This window comes from Micromonospora sp. BQ11 (assembly GCF_052068135.1).
Taxonomy (GTDB): Bacteria; Actinomycetota; Actinomycetes; order Mycobacteriales; family Micromonosporaceae; genus Micromonospora.
On record NZ_JBQHDB010000002.1, the window covers coordinates 250,193 to 274,357 of the forward strand.

Genomic DNA, 24,165 nt, shown 5'->3' on the forward strand with positions numbered 1-24,165 from the left:
TCGTGGGGTGACCCACGCTGCTCCCGTTTCTCCCGTCGACCGCGCCGGGCTGCGTCAACGGATCGACAAGTCCCTGTCCGAGTTCCTCGCGACCCAGCGCACCTGGATGGCCGGGGTCGACGACGCCCTCGCGCCGGTGGCCGAGGCGATCGAGGCGTTCGTCCTCGGCGGCGGCAAGCGACTCCGGCCGGCCTTCGCGTACTGGGGGTTCCGGGGGGCCGGCGGGATGGACACCGACCAGGTGGTCACGGCCCTGGCGGCGCTGGAGTTCGTGCAGGCCAGCGCCCTGATCCACGACGACCTCATGGACCGCTCGGACACCCGGCGGGGCGAACCGGCGGTACACCGACGGTTCGCCGCCCGGCACCGTGCGGCCGGCTGGGGCGGCGACGCGAACGGCTTCGGCGACGCCGCCGCGATCCTGCTGGGCGACCTCTGCCTGGTCTGGTCCGACGAGCTGCTGCACTCCGCCGGGCTGGAGCCGGCGACGGTGGCCCGGGCGCGGCCGGTCTTCGACGAGATGCGCACCGAGGTGACCGTCGGGCAGTACCTCGACGTGCTGACCCAGGCCACCGGCGACACCTCCCTGGAGCGGGCGGGGAAGGTGGCCCGGTACAAGTCGGCGAAGTACACGGTCGAGCGGCCGCTGCTGCTCGGCGCCGCGCTGGCCGACGCGCCGGCGGAGATCCGGTCCGCGTACTCGTCGTACGGGCTGCCGCTGGGTGAGGCGTTCCAGCTCCGCGACGACGTGCTGGGCGTGTTCGGCGACCCGGCGCAGACCGGCAAGCCGGCCGGCGACGACCTGCGGGAGGGGAAGCGGACCTACCTCGTGGCGGCGACGCTGGAGGCCACCGACGAGGCGGGCCGGGAGCTGCTGCTCGGCGGCCTCGGTGACCCCGCGCTCGACGAGGCGGGCGTCGTCCGGCTCCGCGAGCTGATCACCGACACCGGCGCGCTGGCCCGCGCCGAAGACCGCATCGCCACGCTGACGGAGGCCGCGCTGGCCGCGCTGACCACCGTCGACCTGGACACCGAGGCCCGCCAGGCCCTCGTCGACCTGGCCATCGCCGCCACCCGGCGGCCCGCCTGACCACCCACCACCCCGCCCCCGCCCCCCGGCCCCCTGGGTCGATCATGAAGCTGTTGTCAGCCGCAGCGGCGTGTCACGACAACAACTTCCTGATCGACGCGCAGGGCCGGAGGCCGGGCCGGGCCGGGCCGGGGGGCCAGGGCCGGGTGGGTGGGTGGGTGGGTGCGGGGCGGGCGGTTTAGAAGCCGAGGGCCTGCGCGCGGCGCTTGACCTCGCGGGCCTGGTCGCCGCCGAGCGCGGTGGCCGGGGTGCCGCCGGGCAGGGTGTCGTCCTGCTCGTACAGCCAGCGCAACGCGGCCTCGTCGTCGTAGCCGGCGTCGGACAGCAGGTTGAGCACGCCGGGCAGATGCTTCAGCACGGTCTGGTTGGCCACCAGGTCCGCCGGGATCCGCCGTACGTTGGCGCGGCGGACCGCCAGCAGTTCGCGGTCCCGGATCATCTGGTGGACCTTGCTGATCGACACGTCGAGGCGCTCGGCGACGTCCGGCAGGGTCAGCCAGCCCGCCGGGTCGGCGGGGCCGGCGAGGTCGGCGTCGAATGCGCCCTGGTCGGCGGGTACGGAGTCGGTCACCCGATCACCCTGCCACGTCCCGCCCGGTCCGGGCCAACGGCACCCCGCACCGCCGAACCCCCGGCGGGTCGGGCCCGACCGGTCGTCCCCGGGCACCCCGGCCGAGCAGGTACGCAGCGGTACGAGCGCGGCGGGACCACCGCTGTCGGGGGCCGGCTGTAGCATCCTGTTCTCCCTTCACCCCCTGGACACATAGACTGCCTGCCGATGGACACACAGGTCGCCGACACGTTGCTGGGCTCGCTGATCGACGGGCGCTACCGCATTCGCGGTCGCGTGGCTCGTGGTGGCATGGCGACCGTGTACACCGCCACCGACGAGCGCCTCGAGCGCACCGTGGCGGTCAAGATCATTCACCCGTCCCAGGCGCCCGACACGCGCACCGGGATGGCCGGCTTCGTGGCGCGGTTCACCGACGAGGCGAAGACCATCGCCCGGCTGACCCACCCCAACGTGGTCGCCGTCTACGACCAGGGCACCCACGGCGGCATGCCGTACCTGGTCATGGAGTACGTGCGGGGTCGCACCCTGCGGGACGTGCTGGCCGAGCGGCGCCGGCTCAACCCGGACGAGGCCCTGGCGATCGCCGAGCAGATGCTCGCCGCGATCGCCGCCGCGCACCGGGCCGGGCTGGTCCACCGTGACGTCAAGCCGGAGAACGTACTGGTCGCCGAGGCGCCGACCGGCGGCGTGGCCAACCTGGTCGACAGCGTGGTCAAGGTCGCCGACTTCGGCCTGGCCCGGGCGGTCGAGGCGAGCGCCGAGGACGACAGCAACCAGCTGATGGCCACCGTGGCGTACGTCGCTCCGGAGCTGGTCACCGACGGCCACGCCGACCCGCGGACGGACGTTTACTCGGCGGGAATCGTGCTGTTCGAGATGCTCACCGGCCGCGTGCCCTACGACGGGGACCGACCGGTCGACGTGGCCTGGCAGCACGTCGACCGGGACGTACCGGCACCCTCGGTGCTGGTGCCGGGGCTGCCCCGCGCACTCGACGACCTGGTCGGCCGGGCCACCCGTCGGGACCCGGGCGCCCGCCCGACCGACGCCGGCGCGATGCTGGCCGAGGTGCAGGTCGCCAAGGACGGCCTGGGCGACCCGAACACGCACACCGCCGTGCTGCGCCGGGTGACCGACGATTCGGCGATGGCCCAGCCGACGATGATGGTGGCGGCGGTCCAGCCGGCGCAGCGGCCGACGTGGGCCCGGCTCCCCGAGGCCGGCGGCCAGCGGGTCGGCCGCCGACGAGCGGCGCCCGAGGAGGGTGCCGACCTGTGGTCGCGGCTCGCCGCGCTGCGCGCTCAGGTCATGGGTGAGCGGCGGGGTCGTCTCGCGCTGGCCGCCGCCGTGGTGGTGCTCGGCCTGCTCGCGGCCGGCGGCGGCTGGTGGGTCGGTGTCGGTCGCTACACGGTGGCGCCCCAACTGGTGAGCCTGAGCAAGGCCGACGCGGAGGCGCAGGCGACCCGCGGCGGCTTCACCCTCGACTACGCCGAGCCGCGCTACGACGAGAAGGTCCCGAAGGACGGTGTCCTCGCCCAGGACCCGGGTTCCGCCAGCCGGATCGCCAAGGGCGGCACCATCACGCTGACCCTCTCCCTCGGCCCGGAGCGGTTCCCGGTGCCCGACGTGGTCGGCAAGGAGTTCGAGCTGGCCGAGGCGGACCTGACCGCCGCGGAGCTGGTGGTGGCCAAGGGTGCCGCCCGCTACGACGACAACCTGCCGGCGGGCGTCGTGGTGGACACCAACCCGAAGGCGGGCGCCGAGGTCAGGCCCGGCGACAAGGTCACCGTCATCCTCAGCAAGGGCCGTGCGCCGATCTCGGTCCCCAACCTGGTCGGCAAGAACGTCAACGAGGCGCGGACGACCCTCGCGCAGCTGGGTCTGGTGCTGGTGGAGCCGCCGACCGGCAAGGACTCCGACCGACCCAAGGACGAGGTCCTCGGGCAGAGCCCGGCCGACGGCGCCGGCGTGGAGAAGGGCGCCCAGGTCCGGCTGGAGGTCAGCAACGGTCCGCCGCTGGTCGTGGTGCCGCGGGTCATCGACCTGCCCTGTCCGCAGGCCAAGCAGACACTGGAGAGCCAGGGCCTCCCGGTGGTCGTGCAGTTCAACCCGAACGGTGTGACGCGGTTCCAGATCCCCAACGAGAACACGCCGGTGCCGCCGGGCACCCAGATCACGATCGGGTGCCTGTGATGACGGCGGACGCACACCGTCCGGTCGGCACGCACACCCCGACCTCCGGCGGCCTGGCGAAGGCGGCCCTGCCGTACGTCGACGCGGTCGGGTCCGAGGTCGTGCAGGTCTACGTCTCCAACTCCCGGGGCTGGGCGCTGCCGGCGGGCGACCCGGTGCAGGACGCGCTGTTCCGCGACGGCTGCGCCGAACGGGACGTCCCGGTCTTCATCCACGCCTCGCTGCTGGTCAACATCGGTTCCCCGACGGCCGCGACGGTCGAACGGTCGGCGCAGACCCTGGCGCACGCCCTGCGGCGGGGCACCGCGATCGGGGCCCGGGGCGTGGTGTTCCACGCCGGCAGCGCGGTCGAGGCCGGGTACGGGGAGGCGGCGATGCGGCAGGTCCGCGAGACCCTGCTGCCCCTGCTGGACTCGGCCGCCGCCACGGACGGGCCGATGCTGCTGGTCGAGCCGAGCGCCGGCGGTGGGCGGTCGCTCGCCTCGCGCATGGAACAGCTCGGGCCGTACCTGGACGCGGTCGACCGGCACCCCTGGCTCGGGGTGTGCTTCGACACCTGCCACGCTTGGGCGGCGGGGCACGACCTGGCCGCCGAGGGCGGCATGACCGCGACCCTCGACACGCTCGTGGCGACGGTCGGCGCGGACCGGCTGCGGCTGGTGCACGCGAACGACTCGAAGGACCTGTGCGGGTCGACCCGGGACCGGCACGAGAACGTCGGCAAGGGCACGATCGGCGAGCCCGCGTTCGCGGAGCTGATGACGCACCCGGCGACGGCCGGTGTCCCCGTCGTGGTGGAGACCCCGACGGAGAAGCACGAGGGCCACGCCGCCGACGTGGCGATCCTCAAACGCCTCCGCCCCTGACCCGCCCCACCCTCGGACATGCTGTTTCACGGAAAGAGTGGCTATTCCGCGTGGAATACCCACTCTTTCCGTGAAACAGGCCGGGTGTGAGGGAGCGGGGTCAGGTGCGGAGGATGGTGGTCAGGACGTCGGTGGCGCGGTCGATCGCCGTGTCGTCGACGTCCATGTGGGTGACCAGTCGGGCGGTACGCGGGCCGAGCACCGAGAGCAGCACGCCCCGGGAGCGGGCGGCGGCGGCCAGCGCGTGCGCGTCCAGCGGCGCCTTCGTCAGGTCCAGCGGCACCAGGTTGGTGCGCACGGTGGTGGCGAGCACCCCGAACGGGGCGATCGCCTCGGCGAGCCGGGCCGCCTTCGCGTGGTCCTCGGCGAGCCGGTCGATGTGGTGCGCGAGGGCGTACCGCCCGGCGGCGGCGAGCACACCGGCCTGCCGCATCCCGCCACCCATCCGCTTGCGGATGAGACGGGCCCGTTCGATCTTCTCCGCACTCCCCAGGACGAGCGAACCGACCGGCGCGCCGAGACCCTTGGAGAGGCAGACCGACAGGGTGTCGAAGAGCCGGCCGTACTCCGCCAGCGGCACCCCGTCGGCGACGTGCGCGTGCCAGATGCGGGCACCGTCGCAGTGCAGCGACACCTGCGCCGCGTCGGCGATCCGACGCAGCTCGCGGAGGGTGGCCAGGGGGATCACCCCGCCACCGCCGCGGTTGTGGGTCTGCTCGACGGCGATCGCCCGGGTGGGCACCGCCCAGTAGCCGTCGGGCCGGACCATCGCGGCGACCACGTCGGGGTCGAGGTCCGCGCCGACCGCCGGCCAGGTCCGCGAGGAGATCCCGCCGTACGCGGCCGCCGCGCCGATCTCGTACGTCACCACGTGCGCGTCGGCGTCGCAGAGCAGCTCGTGCGCCGGGGGCACGGTGAGTTGCAGGGCGATCTGGTTGGCCATCGACCCGGTCGGGGCGAACAGCGCCGCCTCGTGCCCGAAGAGCGCGGCGACCTCGGCCTCCAGCGCGTTGACGGTGGGGTCCTCGCCGTAGACGTCGTCGCCCACCTCGGCGGTGGCCATCGCCTCCCGCATACCGGCCGTGGGCCGGGTCACCGTGTCCGACCGCAGATCCACGAACCCGTCAGCCACGGTTGTCCTTCCGGCTGCCGACTGCGGGGCTCGCAAGCTCACTCCTCGCGTCAGCCACGGAGCATCTCCGCCACCAGGAAGGCCAGCTCCAGCGACTGCTGGGTGTTCAGTCGCGGGTCGCAGGCGGTCTCGTACCGGCCGGGCAGGTCGAGGTCCTCGATGCCCTGGGCACCGCCCAGGCACTCGGTGACGTCCTCGCCGGTCAACTCGACGTGCAGGCCACCGGGGTGGGTGTCCAGGCCGCGGTGCACCTCGAAGTAGCCGAGCACCTCGTCGACGATGCGGTCGAAGTGCCGGGTCTTGTAGCCGTTGGACGACTCGTGGGTGTTGCCGTGCATGGGGTCGCACTGCCAGACCACCTTGGCGCCGGAGGCGGCGACCTTGGCCACGATCGGCGGCAGGGCGTCCCGTACGCGGTGGTTGCCCATCCGGCTGATCAGGGTGAGCCGGCCCGGAATGTTCTCCGGGTTGAGCTTCTCGCACAGCTCGAGCGCCTCGTCCGGGGTGGTGGTCGGGCCGAGCTTGACGCCGATCGGGTTGGCGATGCGGGAGATGAAGTCGATGTGCGCGCCGTCGATCTGCCGGGTGCGCTCACCGATCCACAGGAAGTGCCCGGACAGCCCGTACGCCCGGTTGCCGGAGACCCGGGTCAGCGCCCGGTCGTACTCCAGCGCGAGCGCCTCGTGCGAGCAGTAGAGGGTGACCGTGCGCAGGGCCTCGTCGTCGGTCATCCCGCAGGCCCGGATGAAGGCCATCGCCCGGTCGATCTCCCGGGCGATCGCCTCGTAGCGCTCGCCGGCCGGGGAGTTGCGGACGAAGCCCTTGTTCCAGTCGTGCACGGCGTGCAGGTCGGCCAGGCCGCCGCCGAGGTAGGCGCGGAGCATGTTCATCGCGGCGGCCGAGTTCGCGTACGCCCGGATCATGCGTTGCGGGTCGGCGACCCGCGCCTCGGGCGTGGCCTCGAGACCGTTGATCATGTCGCCGCGGTACGCGGGCAGGCCGCGGGCGTCGGTCGGCAGCGACCGCGGCTTGGTGTACTGCCCGGCGACCCGGGCGACCTTCACCACCGGCAGCGACGCGCCGTAGGTGAGCACGATCGCCATCTGGAGCAGGGTGCGGGCGTTGGCGAGCAGGTGGCTCTCGGTGTTGTCGGCGAAGGTCTCCGCGCAGTCACCGCCCTGGAGCAGGAACGCCTTGCCCTCGCAGACGAGCGCGAGACGCTGGCGGAGCTCATCGACCTCGTAGGGCGCGACCACCGACGGCACCGTGTCGAGGATCTTGCAGACCTCGGCGACCTGCGCCGGGTCCTCCCACGGCGGGATCTGCTGGCGCGGAAGCTCACGCCACCGGTCCAGGCCCAGGGCCGCGTCCTCGGCGGAGTCGACGGTCGGACGGCTGGTCTGCAGGCCGGGGCTGCCCACGGCGGGATGGCTCAGCTGATGCCACTCATGGCGCATGACAGAAAGCGTACGGCGACCGGAGGGACGTCCGGCCGGCGAGGGGGATGGTTCCGCGTGGTGAGAGGCGACTCACCGACGCGCAGGTCAGGGCGTGACGGCGGGCTCCGGGGTGTTCCCGCCGGGTGCCTCGCCGGCGATGCACCAGTCGGCGCCGTCCCGGGTGACCGTGAACAGCAGCGGCCGGGTGACCGTACGGGACCCGACGGCCACCGAGACGGAGGTGCTGACCTCCAGGCCCCGTGGACCCGGGCGGACGTCGGTGATCTCCGCCTGGGGCACCTCGAAGTGGTCGGCGAAGTCGCCGTTGGGCCCGGTCGCGGCCGCGTCGAAGCTCTGGTGCATCGTCGCGCAGAGCTGGCTGCGGCCGGCCGCCACGTCCTTGGCCGTCATCGCGTCGAGGTACGCCTGCACCCGCTCGCGGGACTTCGCGGCCGCCTCCTCGGCGGGGGCCCGGCCGGGCTTCTCGGCCGGTTCCTCGTCGTCTCCGCCGATCCCGCAGCCGAGCAGGGCCGGCGGCAGGACGGCCAGGAACAGTGCCCCGGCGGCCACCCTCCGGTGCGTCGCGCGCATTCCCACCTCCGTCGCCACCGACATCGAACCCCGTTGACCGGCGAGTCTGTCACATCGATCCGGGCTCATGTCGCTCCCGTCGCACCGGGCGCCGTCGCGGCGGGCGACTGATCCGCCCGGATCCTGGCGTAGGACGATGGTCGCGGAGGTGATCGGTATGCTCGCGGTCACGTCGATCGACACGGCCCACCTCGACCCGGCCGAGCGGTTCGACTTCTGGCACGACCTGGTGGCCCGGGAGTCCGCGGCGGCCCGGATCAGCAGCGCGCACGCCGCCGACTTCACCGCCTCCGCCCGGGTCGTCGACCTCGGCACGGTCAAGGTCTCCGCGTGGCGGTACCCGTCCCTGGACCTACGCCGCACGGCGCGGATGATCAGCAGCACCGATCCGGAGCTGTACCAGCTCGCGCTGCCCCTGTCCGGCCGGGGCACGGTCACCCAGGAGGAGCGGACGGGCCCGCTGGAACCGGGCGGCTTCACGTTCATCGACACGCTCCGCCCGCACGGGTCGTCCCACCGGCCCGCGACCTCCTCCCGGTCGCCGCTGCGCACCCTGACCGTCCTGATCCCGCGCAGCGCCCTGCCGGTGTCCGAGTCGCGGGTCGCCGCGGGACGGATCGGCCGGATCCCCGCGGACCGGGGCATGGGCGTCCTGCTGGCCCAGTTCGTCCGGCAGGTCGTGGACCACCCCGAGCAGTACGCCCCCACCGACGCCACGCGTCTGGACGCCGCCGCCCTCGCCCTGGTCGCCGGCGCGGTGGCCGGCAGCCTGGGCGCCGAGGACACCCTGCCGGTCGACCTCCGGGCCGACGGCCTGCGGGTCCGGATCGAGGCGTTCATCCGGCGCAACCTGGACGACCCGTCGCTCACCCCGGCCACGGTGGCGGCGGCGCACCATCTCTCGGTGCGCTCGCTGCACCGGCTGTTCGAGGGATCGCCGACCACGGTCGCCGCGTTGATCCGCACCCTGCGGCTGGAACGATGCCTCCAGGACCTCGGCGACCCGCGGCTGCGGCACCTGTCGGTCCGCGACATCGGCCGCCGGCGCGGCTTCGCCGACCCCGCGCACTTCAGCCGGGTGTTCCGCGAGGCGTACGAACTCTCACCCGGGGAGTACCGGCAGCGGGCCGGCGGCGGCCTCTAGCACCGCCACCCCCCATCCGCGCACACGGGCGGGGAGGGACCGGTGCGTGGTCCCTCCCCGCCGTGTGGGTGATGCGTCGGCACTCGGCGTCAGCCGAGACCGCCCTTGATGGCGCCGATCAGCTCGCCGTTGGTGGTGTCACCGGAGAGCTCCCAGAAGAAGGCGCCACCGAGGCCCTGGTTCTTCGCGTACGTCATCTTGCCGTTGATCGTGGCGGGGGTGTCGTAGCTCCACCAGTTGCTGCCGCACTTGGCGTACGCCGTGCCGCCGACCGTGCCGGTCGCCGGGCAGGTGTTCTTGAGGACCTTGTAGTCGTCGATGCCCGGCTCGTAGGTACCCGGGGCCGCGCCCGTGGCGGTGCCGCCCGGCGCGGTCTGGGTGACCCCGGTCCAGCCCCGGCCGTAGAAGCCGATGCCGAGCAGCAGCTTGTTGGCCGGGATGCCCTTGCTCTTGAGCTTCTGGATCGCCGCGTCCGAGTTGAAACCCGCCTGCGGGATACCGGTGTACGAGTAGAGCGGGGAGTGCGGGGCGGTGGGGCCCTGCGCGTTGAAGGCGCCGAAGTAGTCGTACGTCATCGGCATGATCCAGTTCAGGCTCGGTGCCGCGCCCGCGTAGTCGGTGGCGTCGATCTTGCCGCCGTTGCTGCCGTCCGCGGTGATCGCAGCGGTGACCAGGGCCGACGAACCGAACCTGGTGCGCAGCGCGCTCACCACGTTCTTGAAGGCGTTGGGGCCGCTGGTGTCACAGCTCAGGCCGCAGGCGTTCGGGTACTCCCAGTCGACGTCGATGCCGTCGAAGACGTCGGCCCAGCGCGGATCCTCGACGAGGTTGTGGCAGCTCTCGGCGAAGGCGGCCGGGTTCTGCGCGGCCTGGGTGAAGCCGCCGGACCAGGTCCAGCCGCCGAAGGACCAGATGACCCTCAGGTTCGGGTACATCTTCTTGAGCTTGCGGAGCTGGTTGAAGTTGCCGCGCAGCGGCTGGTCCCAGGTGTCGGCGACGCCGTCCACGCTGTCCGCCGCCGTGTACGCCTTGTCGTAGGCGGCGTAGCTGTCGCCGATGGCGCAGCGACCCCCGGTGGTGTTGCCGAAGGCGTAGAGGATGTGGGTCATCTTCGCCGCCGAGCCGCTCGTGTGGATGTTCTTGACGTGGTAGTTGCGCCCGTAGACGCCCCACTCGGCGAAGTAGCCGACGATCTTCTTGTCACCGCTGGGCGGCGGCGTGGTCGGCGGCGGCGTGGTGGGGGGCGGGGTGGTCGGCGGCGCCGTCGTGGGGGGCGCGGTCGTGGGCGGCGCGGTGGTGGGTGGCGGCGTGCCACCCCCGGCGCACGACGCGCCGTTGATGGTGCAGTTCAGCGGCGCCTTGTACGGGCCCGTGCCGTTGTAGCCCCAGCTGAACGTGGCGCCGGGCGCGATGCCGCCGGCCCAGCTCTTCTTCACCGCGACGTAGTGGTCGCCGGTGCGGGTGACGTCGGCGTCCCAGGAGCTGCTGATGCTGGTCCCGGCGGGCAGGTCGAACTCGATGCGCCAGGTGCTGACGGAGGCGTTCGAGCCGTTGGTGATGGTCACCCGCGTCTCGTGGCCGGTCCCCCAGTCCTGTGCCTTGACGAAGGCCGCGGTCACGCTGCCGGCACCGAACGCCGAGGCCATCGGCACCGTGGCGGCGGTCACCGCCATCACGGCGCCGACCCAGAGGGCCCGGCGGAGGGATCTCTTCATGTGGCGTCACCCCAAACAGTTAGGAAACTTTCCAGAAGATGGTGAGACGCTACTCACGACGTCATCACTTCGTCAAGATGTCCATGTTTCGATTTCCAATGGGAGCGTGACTGACTTGCGGGGACACCACGGGGGCCGACCCGGCCGTCCGCGTAGCCTCGGCACATGACCGTCTTCGACACCCAGATCGACGCCCTCAACGGCGACCCGGCCGACCTCGCGCGCCACCGGGGCCGCGCCCTGCTGGTCGTCAACGTCGCCAGCCGCTGCGGCCTGACCCCCCAGTACGCCGGCCTCCAGGCGCTGCAGGACGAGTACGCCGACCGCGGCCTGGTGGTGCTCGGCGTGCCCTCCAACCAGTTCGCCGGCCAGGAGCCGGGCACCGCGGCGGAGATCAGCGACTTCTGCCAGGTCAACTACGGGGTGACGTTCCCGCTGACCGAGAAGGTGGACGTCAACGGCCCGGGGCGCCACCCGCTCTACGCCGCGTTGGTGGACACCGCCGACGCCGAAGGCCACACCGGAGACGTGCGGTGGAACTTCGAGAAGTTCCTGGTGGCCCCGGACGGGACCGTGGCCGCCCGGTTCGCCCCGACGGTGACGCCCGACTCCCCCGAGCTGCGGGCCGCGATCGAGAAGGTCCTGCCCGCCTGAGGACGCGAGGGAGCCCCGGGGTGGACCCCGGGGCTCCCTCGTCCCTGCCCCGCCGCGTTTGGTTGGTGGCAACAAACGCCCTCGGCGTCGGACCCGAACAGGGCGAACCCGCTTCCGCGCGGTCCCGTCCACAGTAGGTTTGACGGGCAGCCGATCAATTGTCGACCACATCGGTGGGGAATGCCGACACGGCGGACGGGGTTGGGGACAGGCATGACGACTGTGGGACTGATCGGCAGTGGACACATCGGCAGCACGGTGGCCCGGCTGGCGGTGGCCGGCGGCTACGACGTGGTGCTGAGCAACTCGCGTGGACCGGAGACCCTCCAGGATCTGGTGGACGAACTGGGCCCCCGGGCCCGCGCCGCGACGCCCGCCGAGGCGGCGCAGGCCGGCGACCTGGTGGTGGTGACCATCCCGCTGAAGGCGTACCGGGACGTGCCGGTGGAGCCGCTGGCCGGCAAGGTCGTGATCGACACCAACAACTACTACCCGGAGCGGGACGGACAGTTCCCGGAGCTCGACTCGGGCGAGGCCACCAGCAGTGAGCTGCTCCAGCGGCACCTGCCGCGGTCCACCGTGGTCAAGGTCTTCAACAACATCTTCTTCAAGCACCTGCTGGCCCTGGCCCGGCCCACCGGCAGCGCCGACCGCAGCGCGCTGCCGATCGCCGGTGACGACGCGGCCGCCAAGGCCGAGGTGACCGCTTTCCTGGACCGCATCGGTTACGACGCGGTCGACGCCGGCCCACTCGCCGACGGCTGGCGTTACCAGCCGGACACCCCGGCCTACGGAACGATCTACTCGGCCGACCCGCAGGACTGGGAGCGCGAGGCGCCGGGGGGTGCCGACAAGGTCCGCGAGGCCCTGGCCGCCGCGACCCGCTGAGCTGACGGCATGCGTGTCGAGGGTTGCGCCCGAGTCCCCCTGACGGGACTCTGGTAGGCGGACCCGTCCACACGCCCCCGGAGGCGACATGCCGCTGCTCCCCGCCGCACCGCGCCGCCTGCTCGCCGCCACCGGCGCATTCCTGCTCGGGACCGCGGTGGTCGCCGTGGCCGGTGCACCGACCGGGGCCGAGGCCGCGACGGTCGGCTACGTCCGGCTCGCACACCTCTCCCCCGACACCCCCGCCGTCGACGTCTACCTCGCCGCACCGGACCGGCGCGATCCGCAGGTGTTCCCCGCCGTCGGCTACGGGGTCGTGTCGACGTACCTCCCGCTGCCGGTGGGCCGCTACGCGGTCGCCATGCGCGAGGCCGGCGCGCCCGCCGACGAACCTCCGGTGCTCACCACCGAGGTGGCGGTGACCAGCGGCTCGGCGCACACCGTCGCCGGGGTGGGCCGGTACGCGGACCTCGGACTGCGGGTGTTGCGCGACGACCTCAGCGCGCCGGCGGCGGGACGGGCCAGGGTTCGCGTCGTCCAGGCGTCGGTGCGCGCGCCGATCGTCGACGTGGCCGCCGCGGACGGGCCCCGGATCGCCGAGGGCGTCCGCTTCGCCACCACCTCGGACTACCGGGAGGTCGAGGCGGGCCGCTGGCGGTTGCGCCTGGGCGGCGCGGGCGGGCCGACCACCGACACCGAGGTCACCCTGGACAGCGGAGCGGTCTACTCGCTGCTGGTACTGGACGGCAAGGAGGGCGGGCTCACCACCGAGCTGCGACAGGATGCCGCCGGCGGGGTGGCCGTCGTACCGGCGGGTGGCATCGACACCGGCGCCGGTGGCACGACCGGGCGGCCCGCGTACCCCCTGGTGGTCGGCGGGCTCGCGGTGGCCGCGCTCATCGCGGGCCTGGCGCTGCTGCGGCGCCGGGGGCGTGACACCTGGTGACCGATCGGCGCGGCCCCGCGATCCGGCGGCACCGCGCCCGCCGGGCGCCGACCGCCGGGCTGGTCGCGGTCGGTGCGGCGCTCTGCCTGGCGGCCGGCACCGGGGTCGGGCTGGCGACCACCACGGACGCGACGCCACCCGTGGCGGGATGGCGGCCGGGCTGCACCGCCGACTGTCCCTCGGCCGGTGCGCGCGCCGCGCCACGACCGGCCCCCACCCGGGTACGCGTCCCGCGCATCGGCCTCGACTCCCCGCTGACCGTGCTCGGGCTCGACGCCGCCGGAGCGTTGGCACCGCCGACCGACTTCGCGACCGCCGGGTGGTACGGCGGCGGCCCGGTTCCGGGTGACCCGGGCCCGGCGGTGATCGCCGGACATCTGGACTCCCGGACCGGCCCGGCGGTCTTCTCCCGGCTGGGCGAGCTGCGGCCCGGCGACCGGGTGCAGGTGTGGCGCGGCGACCGGGCGGTGTCGTTCCGGGTGACCGGTGCGGTACGCGTGGCCAAGGACCGCTTCCCCACCGGGGCCGTGTACGGCCCGACGCCCGCGCCGGAGCTGCGCCTGGTCACCTGCGGCGGGCACTTCGACCGGCGCACCGGCCACTACCGGGACAACGTGGTGGTCTTCGCGATCGCCGAGTGAAAGGAAGGGCCCCCGCTTAACGCCTCCGGTAGAGCAGGGGTCCCCTCTTAACACCCGCGATCAGACGGGGCGGCGGCCGGCGAAGCCGCACTCGACGCGGTGGTACCAGCGCACGTCGGTGTCCCCCTCCAGCCAGCACCAGAGCACCGGCCGGCCGTCCCGCTCACCGGGGAAGTCGAGCAGCACCGGGGCGATGCCCTTGACCTGGATGTCGTGGGCGTACAGCTCGTCCACCACCCCGTGCATCCGCGCCTCCAGACCCTTGACCTCGGCGCGTCCGCCGAGCGCGCTCACACCGTGGTCGGCGAGGTCGGCCCGCAGTTCGGCCAGGTCGGCGCGCAGCCGGACCAGCTCGTCGACACGCGGGCGCAGGGTGGCCACCAGGTGCCGGGCCTGGGCGAGAGTGAACACGCGGCACAGTATGCGGCACGGGCGTACGCGTGCCGAGGGCGAGCGGTCAGCCGGCTTTGACGGCCAGCTCCCGGGCGCGGTCCCGGGCCGCCTCCAGGGCGGCGAGCAGCGCCGCGCGGACGCCGTGTTTCTCCAGCTCACGGATCGCGGAGATGGTGGTGCCGGCCGGCGAGGTGACCGCCTCCCGCAGCTTCACCGGGTGCTCGCCGGAGTCGCGCAGCATCACCGCCGAGCCGATCGCGGTCTGCACGATCAGGTCGTGCGCCACCTGCCGGGGCAGGCCGAGCAGGATCCCGGCGTCGATCATCGCCTCGACGAGCAGGTAGAAGTACGCCGGGCCGGAGCCGGACAGGGCCGTGACCGCGTCCTGCTGGGACTCGGGGACCCGGATGGTGGCGCCCAGCGGCTTGAACATCTCCTCGGCCAGCTCCAGGTGCGCCCCGGTCGCGTGCGCGCCCGCCGAGATGGCCGTCATCGCCTCGTCGACCAGCGCCGGGGTGTTGGTCATCACCCGGACCACCGGGGTGCCCTCGGGCAGCCGGCGGCTGAAGAAGGTGGTCGGCAGGCCGGCGCAGAGCGAGATCACCAGCTTGTCGGCGGGCACCTTGGGCCCGATCTCGTCCAGCAGCGCGCCGGCGTCCTGCGGCTTCACCGAGATCGCGAGCACCTCGGCCTCGTCCACGGCGGCCAGGTTGTCGACCACCCGGACGCCGTAGCGGGCGGCCAGTTCCTCGGCCCGGGCGGGCCGTCGCGCGGTGGCCAGCAGCCGGTCCACCGGCCAGCCCGAGCGCAGCAGCCCGGAGAGCATCAGCTCGCCGATCTTGCCGGCCCCGACGACCGCGACCGTGTGCACCGAACCCGCCATCGGTCCGTACCCCCTCGGGTGAGCCGGTGCGCGGCGGACCGGGCGGTCCGCCGCGCACCGGGGAGACGATCAGCTACCGAAGAAGACCTCGGCCTCGGCGTACCGCTCCAGCGGCACGGTCTTCAGCTCGCGGGTGGCCTCGGCCAGCGGCACGCGGACGATGTCCGTGCTCTGCATGGCGACCATCTTGCCCCAGTCGCCCTCGTGCACCGCGTCGATGGCCTGCAGGCCCAGCCGGGTGGCGAGCACCCGGTCGAACGCGGTCGGGGTGCCGCCGCGCTGGATGTGCCCGAGCACGACCGTGCGGGCCTCCTTGCCGGTCTTGGCCTCCAACTGCTCGGCGAGCCACTGGCCGATGCCGCCGAGGCGGACGTGGCCGAACGCGTCCAGCTCCTGGTTGTGCAGGACCATCTGGCCGTCGAGCGGCTGCGCGCCCTCGGCGACCACGACGATCGGGGCGTACTGGTGCTGGAAGCGCTTCTCCACGTAGCCGGCGACCTGCTCGACGTCGAACTGCCGCTCCGGCAGGAGGATGACGTTGGCGCCACCGGCCAGGCCGGCGTGCAGGGCGATCCAGCCGGCGTGCCGGCCCATCACCTCGACCACCAGGGTGCGGTGGTGGCTCTCGGCGGTGGTGTGCAGCCGGTCGATCGCCTCCATCGCGATGTTGACCGCGGTGTCGAAGCCGAAGGTGTAGTCGGTGGCACCGAGGTCGTTGTCGATGGTCTTCGGGACGCCGACCACGTTGACACCGAGCTCGTGCAGCTTGGTGGCCACGCCGAGGGTGTCCTCGCCGCCGATCGCGATCAGCGCATCGACGCCCTGGGCGGCGAGGTTGTCCTTGATCCGCTCGACGCCGTTCTCGATCTTGAAGGGGTTGGTGCGGGACGAGCCGAGGATGGTGCCGCCGCGGGGCAGGATGCCGCGGACCTCCGCGATACCCAGGGGGCGGGACAGGCCCTCCAGGGGACCCTTCCAGCCGTCCCGGAAACCCACGAACTCGTGACCGTAGTTGGTGACGCCCTTGCGGACCACCGCCCGGATCACCGCGTTGAGACCTGGGCAGTCGCCGCCGCCGGTGAGCACGCCGATACGCATGATCTGCTCATCCTCCTGGGAGCATCAATGAAGCCCGGTTTGCCCCAGGATATGCGTCAGATCAGACCATCGGCGCCGTTGCCGGCCCGGGGCGGGCCGTCAGTGCGCACTGTAGTCGGCGAACGTGTACGACGACCGGCCGCCCCGGGCTCGTCCCGGCTACCGGTCAGTAGCTGACCTCGTGGTTCTCCCCGGCCTCCGGCGGTCGGCCGGTCACCGCCGCCTTGGCGAAACCGAGCAGGTTGACCACGGCGCTGCTCGGCGAGTCCCAGTACTCGGCGGAGCCGACGTGCACGGTCAGCAGGGTCAGCCCCGGGGTGTCGAGGCCGTCCGGGAACCAGGCCTTCAGCAGGGGGTTCCACAACTGCTCGGCCTTGGCCCGGTCGAAGCTGTCCCGGGCGGTGCCGGCCACCGACACCCAGGCGTTGTGCTTCTGGTCCGAGAAGGACACGTTGACCTCCGGGTTGACCCGGATCTGGCGCACCTTGGCGGAGTCGGCGTACGCGAAGAACCACAGGTCCCCGTCGAACTCGGCCTCCTGCAGCGCCATCGGCCGGCTGACCATCCGGCCGTCCACCGCCGTGGTGGTCAGCATGCAGATCCGCGCCTCGCGGACCAGCTCGGTGACCCGCCGCCGTGCGTCGCTCGGGTCGCTGGGTGCCTTGCTGCTCATGGGCTACTCCCTCGCCTCGGCTCACGAAACCGTGCCCGGGACGGAACGGGCCAAACCTACGAACCGGTCATCGCCCGCCACCGCGCGAGGTTGTGCCGGGCGTCCACCAGCGCGTCGTGCCGGGCCGCGTCGGCGTCCGGCAGCGTCGGCCGGCCCCGGTCGTCCCAGAGCTGGCGCAGCTCCTTGGTGAACCGGGGGATCTCCCGGGGCAGCGCCGGCATCGCACCCCACAGCTGGGCGAGCACAACGTGGTCGTACGCCGCGTACCAGGCCCACAGCTCCAGCTGCTCGCCCGGCCGGTCGCGGACCGGCTCCAGCAGGAAGTCGAGCAGCTCGTCGCGGATCCGCTCCCGCGAGCGCCAGGCGCGGTCGGCCGGGGAGGGCAGCTTGTCGAGCACGTTGCGGCGCACCCAGGGCACCGCACGAGAGTCGTCGAACTCGGTGGAGACGGCGTAGAACTCACGGCCGTACTCGTCGACGACGCCGATCGACACCAGGTCGACGATCCGGCCGTCCTCGATGAACTCGCAGTCGTAGAAGTAGCGGTAGACCATTCCCGTGATCCTCGCCGACGCCCCGTCGGCACCGCCCACCGGGGCGGCCGACCCTCCGCCGCCGCAGGCCGCGGACTGTCACGGAAGTGACGTGAGGGCTGTACAGCACGCGACCGGACCGTCATGATCTGATGTGTACCGCTACCGGACGCCGAACCGGTGTCAGTTCACCTTGCGCAGGGCCTTCAGAGGGTTCACCCGGTGAGCGAGTTGTGGTCCTTGACCGGGGAGGGGTTGGGCCGTGGAGATGCGCCTGCCGGAGCCGGGTGACGCCCTCACGGGCGTCGAGATGTTCGCCGGGCTGGAGCCCGAGGTCCGGCAACGGGTCATCGCGGCGGCCGTGCCCCGGACGTACCGCAAGGGCCAGCTGCTCTTCGTGGAGAACGACCCCGGCGAGTCGCTCATCGTGCTGCGACGTGGCGCGGTCGCGGTCTTCCGCACCGCCCCGACCGGGGAACGCGCGGTGCTGTCGGTGATAAGGCCTCCGGACGTGCTGGGCGAGGTCTCGCTGCTGGACGCCTCCACCCGCTCGGCCTCCGCCGAGGCCATCGAGGACTGCGCGGCGCTGGCGCTGTCCCGGCCGGCCTTCATGGAGCTGGTGCACTCCAACCCGCGCATCCTCGACGCCGTGATGCGCTCGCTCGGCGCGCTGATCCGCCGGCTCACCGAGCAGAACGCCGACCACGTCTTCCTCGACCTGCCGGGGCGGGTGGCCAAGACGCTGGTGCGACTGGCCGGTGAGAGCCAGGCTCCGATGATCACGATCGAGCTCAACCAGAGCCAGCTCGCGGAGATGGCCGGCGGGTCGCGGCAGAGCGTCAACCAGGCGATCGGGTCGTTCGCCAGTCGGGGTTGGCTGCGTACCGAGGGTCGTCGGATCGTCGTCACCGACGTCGCCTCGCTGCGCCGGCGCGCCGGCATGAGCGAGCGCTGACCCTCAGACGGCCACCGGCTCCCGTGGCGCGGGGGCGGCCGGCGGAGGGGTGCCCTTGGCCTTCTGGGCGTACATGTCGACGTACTCCCGACCGGACAGCTCCATCAGCTCGTACATGATCTCGTCGGTGACCGCGCGCTCGACGAACCGGTCGCCGGACATGCCCGCGTAGCGCGAGAAGTCGAGCGGTGGGCCGAAGCGGATCCGCACCCGCTGCACCTTCGGGATGAGCTTGCCCGGCGGCTGGATCTCGTCGAGGTTGAGCATCACCACCGGCACCACCGGGGCGCCGCTCTCCAGGGTGAGCCGGGCGACCCCGGTCTTGCCCCGGTAGAGCCGGCCGTCCGGGGAGCGGGTGCCCTCCGGGTAGATGCCGGCGACGCCGCCGGCCCGCAGGATGGTGAGCTGGGTGTCGAGGGCCGCGCGGGCGGCCCGGCCCCCGGAGCGGTCCACCGGGATGGTGCCGGTGCCGACGAAGAACATCTTCGTCAGCCAGCCCTTGATCCCCTTGCCGGTGAAGTACTCGGCCTTGGCGACGAACGTGACCTTCCGCGGCACGATCAGCGGCGTGAAGATCGAGTCGGAGAAGGACAGGTGGTTGCTGGCCAGGATCACCGGGCCGGTGGCGGGTACGTGGTGCAGGCCCTCGACCTGCGGGCGGAAGATCAGCCTCAGCAGCGGCCCGAGGATGACGTACTTCAGCAGCCAGTACAGCACCGGCGTCCTTTCCGTGGATGACCCGTGACGGCCCGCGATCCCGGGCGCCGTCGTCGTCGAGCCTACGGAGCGGAGGTGGCCCACCACAACGGACGGCGAACCAGCTTCGCGTCACACGCACGGCACGACATCGACTGGGACCGCTCCTGCGCGCCGGTCCGGCCGAGGGCTGTCATGATGCGGCACGTGCCCCTCCCCCGTCGTAGCCTCCTCGCCGCCGGCCTGGCCACCGCGGCCGTGACCGTGACCGGCTGCCGGGAGCAGGCCCGCAGCAGCGGCTCGGGCCCGGCCGCGTCCACCCCCACGGCGGCGGGCCGGGCCGGCGCGACAGCGGTGCCCGGCTCCACCGGAACGGGCGTGGCTCCGCCGGCACCGGCGTCGGCTCCCCACGCGCTCGAGGCGCGCCTCTCCGCCGAACTGACCCGCCATCTCCGGCCGACCAGGGAGAACCCGAAGCACCCCGGTTACGCCGGCGCGGTCGCGCTCTGCCAGGTCGACGGCCGGGTCGTGGCGCGGGTGGCGGTCGGCCGGGCCCTGCGGTACGGCGCGGGAGCGGTGCCGCTGCCGGAGTCGAGGCAGGTCCCGATGCGGCCGGACTCGATCTTCGACACGGCGTCGATCACCAAGGTCTGCACCGCGGTCCTCGTGCTCCAACAGGTCGACCGGGGGCGCTTCGACCTCGACACCCGGGTGGCCGACCTGCTGCCGGGCTTCGCCGGGCCGGGCAGACGGACGATCACCGTCGCCATGCTGCTCGCCCACACCGGCGGCCTGCCGGTCGGGGCCCGGATCACCGGCCTGTCCGGCGACGCCGCCCGCCGGGCGGCGGTGCTGGCCACACCACTGCTGCCCGGCGCGGTTCCCGGCACCGTCTTCCGGTACTCCAGCGTCGGGCTGATGGTTCTCGGGCACCTGGTGGAGAGGGTCACCGGGCAGCGGCTGGACCGGGCGTTGGCGAGCGGGCTGACCGGGCCGCTCGGCCTGCGCGACACCGGGTTCGCCCCGAACACCTGGCTGAGCCCCGCCGACCGGGCTGACCGGCTGGTCGCCACCGACGTCCGCTCCTCCCGCGGTCTGCTGCGCGGGGTCGTGCACGACGACGTGGCGAACCGCCTCGGCGGCGTCGCCGGGCACGCCGGCGTCTTCAGCACCGCGGCCGACCTCGCCGTCATCGGGCAGATGCTGCTCGACGGGGGCAGCTACCGGGGCCGGCGGGTCCTCTCCGAGTCGATCACCCGGCGGATGGTGACGGACGTCAACAGGGGCCTTCCCGCCGTCGATCCCGAGCGCCCCGGTCGCACCTCCGCGCACGGCCTCGGCGTCGTCCTCGACCAACCCTGGTTCATGGGCGGACTGGCCGGTCCCCGCACGTTCGGGCACACCGGCTTCACCGGAACCTCGCTGGTCGTCGATCCCGACCGGAGGACGGTCCTGGTCCTGCTGACCAACCGCGCGCACCCGAACTGGAGCTGGGCCGATCCGGACCCGGTGCGGGTCTCCGTGGCCGACATCACCGCCTCCGCCGTGAGCTGACCGGCACGACGCCGCGCCGTGCCGCTTCCCCGGCCGGCCAAGGCCCGCGCGAGGTGCACAAACGGACATACGGCGTCGCCCGCGACCAGCGGACGGTCGCTGACTTTGGAAGACGCGACAGAACGCACTCCCGGAACCGGGTGCCGACGTGTCACGATTCGTAGACACGGCGAGCGGGTCGGCGCCGAGGGGGCTCGAAGGGCGTGTCACAGGCACGCGACGAGGAGGATGTCCGGTGTCAGCGGGTGGGGCCCGCCGGGGACGGCGGGACAACGGGCTGGACGCGAGCGAGTACGCCGTCGCGGGCGACGTCGATCCGCGCGTCGGCGAGCACCTGCTCGACGTGCTGGCCGCCGGCGGCATCGCCGCCTACCTGCAACCCTCCGCCGACCTGAACCCGGTCACCCGCACCACCACCGTCCCGTCCCGGCCGGTCGACCGGCTCTACGTCGACCGTTCACACCTGACCACCGCGCGCGACTACCTGACGCAGCTCGCCGACGAGGGCGGCGCGGAGAAGTCCCGGGACGACGAGCCGGACATCGACGCCGAGTGGGCGCGCATCGTGGCCGGTTTCCACGCCACCCCCAGCACCGCCGGCGCCAACCCGTGGCCGGCCGCCGAGGACGTGGACGACCCCGGGCCGGCCGGCGGGGTCGGCCGCACCGGCGGCGAGGACCCGACCGGGCCCACCGCCACGGACGTGCGCCGCCTGCCCTGGGCCGCCGACGTCTCCGGCATCACCGTCGGGCGTGGCCGGCAGGAGGAGCCGTCGCTGCTGGACGGGCTGGACACCTTCGGCGCCGACCTGCCGGACGACGACGAGGAGGAGGAGGGCTACACGCCCCCGCCGCCTCCCCCACTGCCCCGCATCTCCAAGTACGCGGTGCTCGGCGTGCTGGGCATCGTGGTCGGCTTCGTCCTCTTCCTCTTCCCCCACGTGCTTCCGGTCGACAGCGCGGTGGTGACCCTGCTCGGCTTCACCGGCATCCTCGCCGGGTTCGTCACCCTGATCTGGCGGCTGCGCCCAGGTGACAAGGACGACAGCGACCCGCACGACGGCGCCGTCGTCTGACCCCCGCGCAGTTGGTGGCTGCCCGCATCGCGGGACCTCGCGTCCCCGGCCAGTGACGTAACAATGGTGTAACTTACTGTCAGTAGGAATACCGCTGTCCGTCACTTCCCCCGCTGACTGCCCGGTTGTTCCTCGTCTGGCGCGGTCACTCCTCAGCTGATCGGAATGCCCGAGATGCGACAGAGTTCCCTCGTGGTGGTGGCCAACCGCCTCCCCATCGACGACAGTGTGGCGCCCGACGGAGCCTGCGAGTGGCGCCGCAGCCCCGGCGGCCTGGTCAGCGCCCTGCACACGCTGCTGTCACACACACCGACCACCTGGGTCGGCTGGGCCGGCGGCACCGGCCCGGCGCCCGCCCTGGCCGACGTCGACGGCGTCCGCATGCAGAGCGTGCCGCTGAACGCGGAGGACCTGCGCGACCACTACGAGGGCTTCTCCAACGCCACCCTCTGGCCGCTCTACCACGACTCGGTGGAGCAACCGGAGTACCACCGCCGCTGGTGGGAGGCGTACCAGCGGGTCAACCAGCGGTTCGCCGAGGCGATCGCCGAGGTCGCCGAACACGGCGCGGTGGTCTGGGTGCAGGACTACCACCTGCACCTGGTGCCGGGCCTGCTCCGGGAGCTGCGGCCGGACCTGCACATCGGCTTCTTCCTGCACGTGCCGTTCCCGCCCCCGGAGCTGTTCATGCAGCTCCCCCGCCGCGCCGAGCTGCTGCGGGGCATGCTCGGCGCCGACCTGGTCGGCTTCCAGCGGGCCCAGGCCGCGCACAACTTCGCCCAGCTCGTGGCCAAGGTGCTGGACCTGCCGGCCACCGACCGGCGGATAGCCGTCGACGACCGGGTGGTGCGCATCGGTGCCTTCCCGGTCTCCATCGACACCGCCGAGATGGCCGCGCTGGCCGCCCGCCCCGACGTGGCGGACCGGGCCCGCCGGCTACGCCACGACCTCGGCAGCCCCGACCAGGTCATCCTCAGCGTCGACCGGATGGACTACACCAAGGGCATCGAGCAGCGGCTCAAGGCGTACAGCGAGCTGCTCGCCGGCGGCCACGTCAAGGTCCGGGACACGGTGCTGGTGCAGGTGGCGGTGCCCAGCCGGGAGCGGGTCGGGCAGTACCAGATCCTCCGTGAGCGGGTGGAGCGCGAGGTCGGACGAATCAACGGCGAGTTCGGTCGGGTCGGTGAGCCGGCCATCCACTACCTCACCCAGCCCTTCGACCGCGCCGAGCTGGCCGCGCTCTACCGGGTGGCGGACGTGATGGCGGTGACCCCGCTGCGAGACGGGATGAACCTGGTGGCCAAGGAGTACGTGGCGGCGCGGGTGGACGACACCGGTGCCCTGCTGCTCAGCGAGTTCGCCGGCGCCGCCGCCGAGCTGTCGCAGGCGTACCTGGTCAACCCGCACGACCTGGAGGGCCTCAAGCAGGGACTGCTGACGGCGCTGCGGGCCGGCCCGGACGACGTCGGTGCGCGGATGCGGGCCATGCGGGCCCACCTGCACGAGCACGACATCCGGGCCTGGGCCCGCTCCTACCTGTCCGCGCTGGACGAGAGCGGGTCCCTGCTCCACCGCCTCGGCGCGACCACCTGACCCGCCGGGCGGCAGGTCAGGTCGACGGCGCCGGGTCCTTCTCCAACCAGTCGAGGATCGCGTCGACCGGCTCCCGCCAGCGCGCGTCGAGCATCAGGTCGTGCCCCATCCCGGGGAAGAGCAGCGGGGCGGAGCCGAAGCGCCGGGCGGCCCGGGTCAGGGCCGCCGCCGGAACCACCCGGTCGTCCGGGCTGCCCACCACCAGCACCGGAGGGTCACCCACCGGCGGCTCGGGCTCCCGGCCGGTGAGCAGCTGCCACTGGGCCCGCCGGCCCGCGCGGCCCAACCGGGAGACGTAACCCCGGGCCTGCTCCTCGGGCAGCTCGCGGCTGAACAGCTGCCGGCGGTTGAGTCGCAGGGGTCCACCGACCAGCGCCGGCAGCGTACCCAGCGGATTGCCGCGCAGCGCCGCGCCGAGCGTCGCCCACCCGCCGAGCACCGGCGCGGCCAGCACCGCCGCGCGGGCCGGGTACCGCGCCAGGGCGTGCGCGACCACCAGGGCCCCGACGCCGTGCCCGACCAGCACCGCCTGGCGCGGCAGGCCCGCCGCCACCTGGACCACGTCGTGGGCGTACGCCCGCAGCGTCGCGTCCGGGGCGGGGCCGCTGCCGCCGTGCCCACGCAGGCTCACCGCGTACGCGCCGAAGCCCCGCGACGCGGCGTGACCCAACCAGTGCTCGGCGAACGCCCACGCCCCGTGCCCGAAGCCCGGTACGAAGAGCAGCGGCGGACGCCCCTCTTCCAGCTCCGGCACCGCACTGAGCACCTCGCGCCGGACCGGGCGGACCGGACGGGCCCACTCCCGTCCCCGCATGATCCGCACCTGAGTGGTCGCCATA

Annotated in this window: 24 protein-coding genes; 12 read left to right on the top strand and 12 right to left on the bottom strand. The window is 73.1% G+C overall.

Translation table 11 applies throughout. The features are described from left to right. Window positions 1-7: 7 nt before the first annotated feature. A complete protein-coding gene (locus ACTMSW_RS05115; protein WP_441179258.1) occupies window positions 8-1,090 on the top strand; it encodes a polyprenyl synthetase family protein in 1,083 nt (360 codons plus the stop codon). Window positions 1,091-1,268: 178 nt separating this feature from the next. On the opposite strand, the gene ACTMSW_RS05120 is transcribed toward ACTMSW_RS05115, so the two are convergent. Continuing rightward, window positions 1,269-1,661: an Rv2175c family DNA-binding protein gene (locus tag ACTMSW_RS05120; protein ID WP_441179259.1), complete on the bottom strand. Its 393-nt coding sequence runs from the start codon at window positions 1,659-1,661 to the stop codon at window positions 1,269-1,271. A gap of 207 nt (window positions 1,662-1,868) precedes the next feature. On the opposite strand from ACTMSW_RS05120, the gene pknB reads away from it, so the two are divergent. Together pknB and ACTMSW_RS05130 are read left to right on the top strand one after the other, a co-directional pair. Next, window positions 1,869-3,857: a Stk1 family PASTA domain-containing Ser/Thr kinase gene (gene pknB / locus ACTMSW_RS05125; protein ID WP_441179260.1), complete on the top strand. Its 1,989-nt coding sequence runs from the start codon at window positions 1,869-1,871 to the stop codon at window positions 3,855-3,857. Beyond that, entirely contained in the window at window positions 3,857-4,723 is an 867-nt protein-coding gene (locus tag ACTMSW_RS05130; RefSeq protein ID WP_441179261.1) for a deoxyribonuclease IV, read from the top strand. Before pknB ends, ACTMSW_RS05130 begins: the two co-directional genes overlap by 1 nt. A 100-nt stretch (window positions 4,724-4,823) precedes the next feature. On the opposite strand, the gene ACTMSW_RS05135 is transcribed toward ACTMSW_RS05130, so the two are convergent. From ACTMSW_RS05135 to ACTMSW_RS05145, 3 genes are all read right to left on the bottom strand, one after another. Continuing rightward, entirely contained in the window at window positions 4,824-5,855 is a 1,032-nt protein-coding gene (locus ACTMSW_RS05135) for a threonine aldolase family protein (protein ID WP_441179262.1), read from the bottom strand. Window positions 5,856-5,905: 50 nt separating this feature from the next. Next, window positions 5,906-7,312, bottom strand: a complete 1,407-nt coding sequence (locus ACTMSW_RS05140) for a class II 3-deoxy-7-phosphoheptulonate synthase (RefSeq protein ID WP_441179263.1) — start codon at window positions 7,310-7,312, stop codon at window positions 5,906-5,908. Between the two features lie 87 nt (window positions 7,313-7,399). Beyond that, complete coding sequence (locus tag ACTMSW_RS05145) at window positions 7,400-7,885, bottom strand: hypothetical protein (protein WP_441179264.1); 486 nt, start codon at window positions 7,883-7,885, stop codon at window positions 7,400-7,402. A 157-nt stretch (window positions 7,886-8,042) separates the two neighbouring features. On the opposite strand from ACTMSW_RS05145, the gene ACTMSW_RS05150 reads away from it, so the two are divergent. After that, on the top strand, window positions 8,043-9,029 hold the full coding sequence (locus ACTMSW_RS05150; protein WP_441179265.1) for a helix-turn-helix domain-containing protein: 987 nt from the start codon (window positions 8,043-8,045) through the stop codon (window positions 9,027-9,029). 89 nt (window positions 9,030-9,118) lie between these two features. Here ACTMSW_RS05150 and ACTMSW_RS05155 read toward each other — a convergent pair whose 3' ends face one another. Beyond that, window positions 9,119-10,744 (bottom strand): glycosyl hydrolase family 18 protein, encoded by a 1,626-nt coding sequence (locus tag ACTMSW_RS05155; RefSeq protein WP_441179266.1) that lies wholly within the window; start codon window positions 10,742-10,744, stop codon window positions 9,119-9,121. A gap of 165 nt (window positions 10,745-10,909) precedes the next feature. Between ACTMSW_RS05155 and ACTMSW_RS05160 the strand changes: the two genes are divergently transcribed. From ACTMSW_RS05160 to ACTMSW_RS05175, 4 genes are all read left to right on the top strand, one after another. Further along, window positions 10,910-11,398, top strand: a complete 489-nt coding sequence (locus ACTMSW_RS05160) for a glutathione peroxidase (protein WP_441179267.1) — start codon at window positions 10,910-10,912, stop codon at window positions 11,396-11,398. A gap of 153 nt (window positions 11,399-11,551) precedes the next feature. Beyond that, on the top strand, window positions 11,552-12,286 hold the full coding sequence (locus ACTMSW_RS05165) for an NADPH-dependent F420 reductase (RefSeq protein ID WP_441179671.1): 735 nt from the start codon (window positions 11,552-11,554) through the stop codon (window positions 12,284-12,286). An 88-nt stretch (window positions 12,287-12,374) separates the two neighbouring features. Further along, the gene (locus ACTMSW_RS05170; RefSeq protein ID WP_441179268.1) at window positions 12,375-13,232 is read left to right on the top strand and encodes a DUF4397 domain-containing protein; all 858 of its coding nucleotides are present in this window, start codon (window positions 12,375-12,377) and stop codon (window positions 13,230-13,232) included. Beyond that, entirely contained in the window at window positions 13,229-13,873 is a 645-nt protein-coding gene (locus ACTMSW_RS05175) for a class F sortase (RefSeq protein ID WP_441179269.1), read from the top strand. The genes ACTMSW_RS05170 and ACTMSW_RS05175 overlap by 4 nt, the downstream gene beginning before the upstream one ends. A gap of 60 nt (window positions 13,874-13,933) precedes the next feature. On the opposite strand, the gene ACTMSW_RS05180 is transcribed toward ACTMSW_RS05175, so the two are convergent. The 5 genes from ACTMSW_RS05180 to ACTMSW_RS05200 all read right to left on the bottom strand — a co-directional run bounded on the left by ACTMSW_RS05180 (window position 13,934) and on the right by ACTMSW_RS05200 (window position 17,474). Further along, complete coding sequence (locus tag ACTMSW_RS05180; protein ID WP_441179270.1) at window positions 13,934-14,284, bottom strand: DUF2203 domain-containing protein; 351 nt, start codon at window positions 14,282-14,284, stop codon at window positions 13,934-13,936. Window positions 14,285-14,330: 46 nt separating this feature from the next. After that, window positions 14,331-15,149, bottom strand: a complete 819-nt coding sequence (proC, locus tag ACTMSW_RS05185) for a pyrroline-5-carboxylate reductase (RefSeq protein WP_441179271.1) — start codon at window positions 15,147-15,149, stop codon at window positions 14,331-14,333. Window positions 15,150-15,218: 69 nt separating this feature from the next. Next, window positions 15,219-16,247, bottom strand: a complete 1,029-nt coding sequence (locus tag ACTMSW_RS05190; RefSeq protein ID WP_441179272.1) for a 6-phosphofructokinase — start codon at window positions 16,245-16,247, stop codon at window positions 15,219-15,221. Window positions 16,248-16,413: 166 nt separating this feature from the next. Continuing rightward, entirely contained in the window at window positions 16,414-16,920 is a 507-nt protein-coding gene (locus ACTMSW_RS05195; RefSeq protein ID WP_441179273.1) for a pyridoxamine 5'-phosphate oxidase family protein, read from the bottom strand. Between the two features lie 56 nt (window positions 16,921-16,976). Next, the gene (locus ACTMSW_RS05200; RefSeq protein ID WP_357037330.1) at window positions 16,977-17,474 is read right to left on the bottom strand and encodes a polyadenylate-specific 3'-exoribonuclease AS; all 498 of its coding nucleotides are present in this window, start codon (window positions 17,472-17,474) and stop codon (window positions 16,977-16,979) included. Window positions 17,475-17,715: 241 nt separating this feature from the next. Here ACTMSW_RS05200 and ACTMSW_RS05205 point away from each other — a divergent pair, with 241 nt between their 5' ends. Next, a complete protein-coding gene (locus ACTMSW_RS05205) occupies window positions 17,716-18,408 on the top strand; it encodes a Crp/Fnr family transcriptional regulator (RefSeq protein ID WP_441179274.1) in 693 nt (230 codons plus the stop codon). A 3-nt stretch (window positions 18,409-18,411) separates the two neighbouring features. Here the strand turns inward: ACTMSW_RS05205 and ACTMSW_RS05210 are convergent, their stop codons facing one another. Further along, a complete protein-coding gene (locus tag ACTMSW_RS05210) occupies window positions 18,412-19,125 on the bottom strand; it encodes a lysophospholipid acyltransferase family protein (protein WP_441179275.1) in 714 nt (237 codons plus the stop codon). A 177-nt stretch (window positions 19,126-19,302) separates the two neighbouring features. Here ACTMSW_RS05210 and ACTMSW_RS05215 point away from each other — a divergent pair, with 177 nt between their 5' ends. From ACTMSW_RS05215 to ACTMSW_RS05225, 3 genes are all read left to right on the top strand, one after another. Then, complete coding sequence (locus ACTMSW_RS05215) at window positions 19,303-20,658, top strand: serine hydrolase domain-containing protein (protein ID WP_441179276.1); 1,356 nt, start codon at window positions 19,303-19,305, stop codon at window positions 20,656-20,658. 235 nt (window positions 20,659-20,893) lie between these two features. After that, window positions 20,894-21,733 (top strand): DUF308 domain-containing protein, encoded by an 840-nt coding sequence (locus ACTMSW_RS05220; protein ID WP_441179277.1) that lies wholly within the window; start codon window positions 20,894-20,896, stop codon window positions 21,731-21,733. A 174-nt stretch (window positions 21,734-21,907) separates the two neighbouring features. Continuing rightward, window positions 21,908-23,326 carry an alpha,alpha-trehalose-phosphate synthase (UDP-forming) gene (locus ACTMSW_RS05225; RefSeq protein WP_441179278.1) on the top strand — a complete coding sequence of 473 codons (1,419 nt, stop codon included), beginning with the start codon at window positions 21,908-21,910 and terminating at the stop codon, window positions 23,324-23,326. A 16-nt stretch (window positions 23,327-23,342) separates the two neighbouring features. Here ACTMSW_RS05225 and ACTMSW_RS05230 read toward each other — a convergent pair whose 3' ends face one another. Next, window positions 23,343-24,164, bottom strand: coding sequence for an alpha/beta hydrolase (locus tag ACTMSW_RS05230; RefSeq protein WP_441179279.1), 822 nt, complete (start codon window positions 24,162-24,164; stop codon window positions 23,343-23,345). Window position 24,165 lies beyond the last annotated feature (1 nt).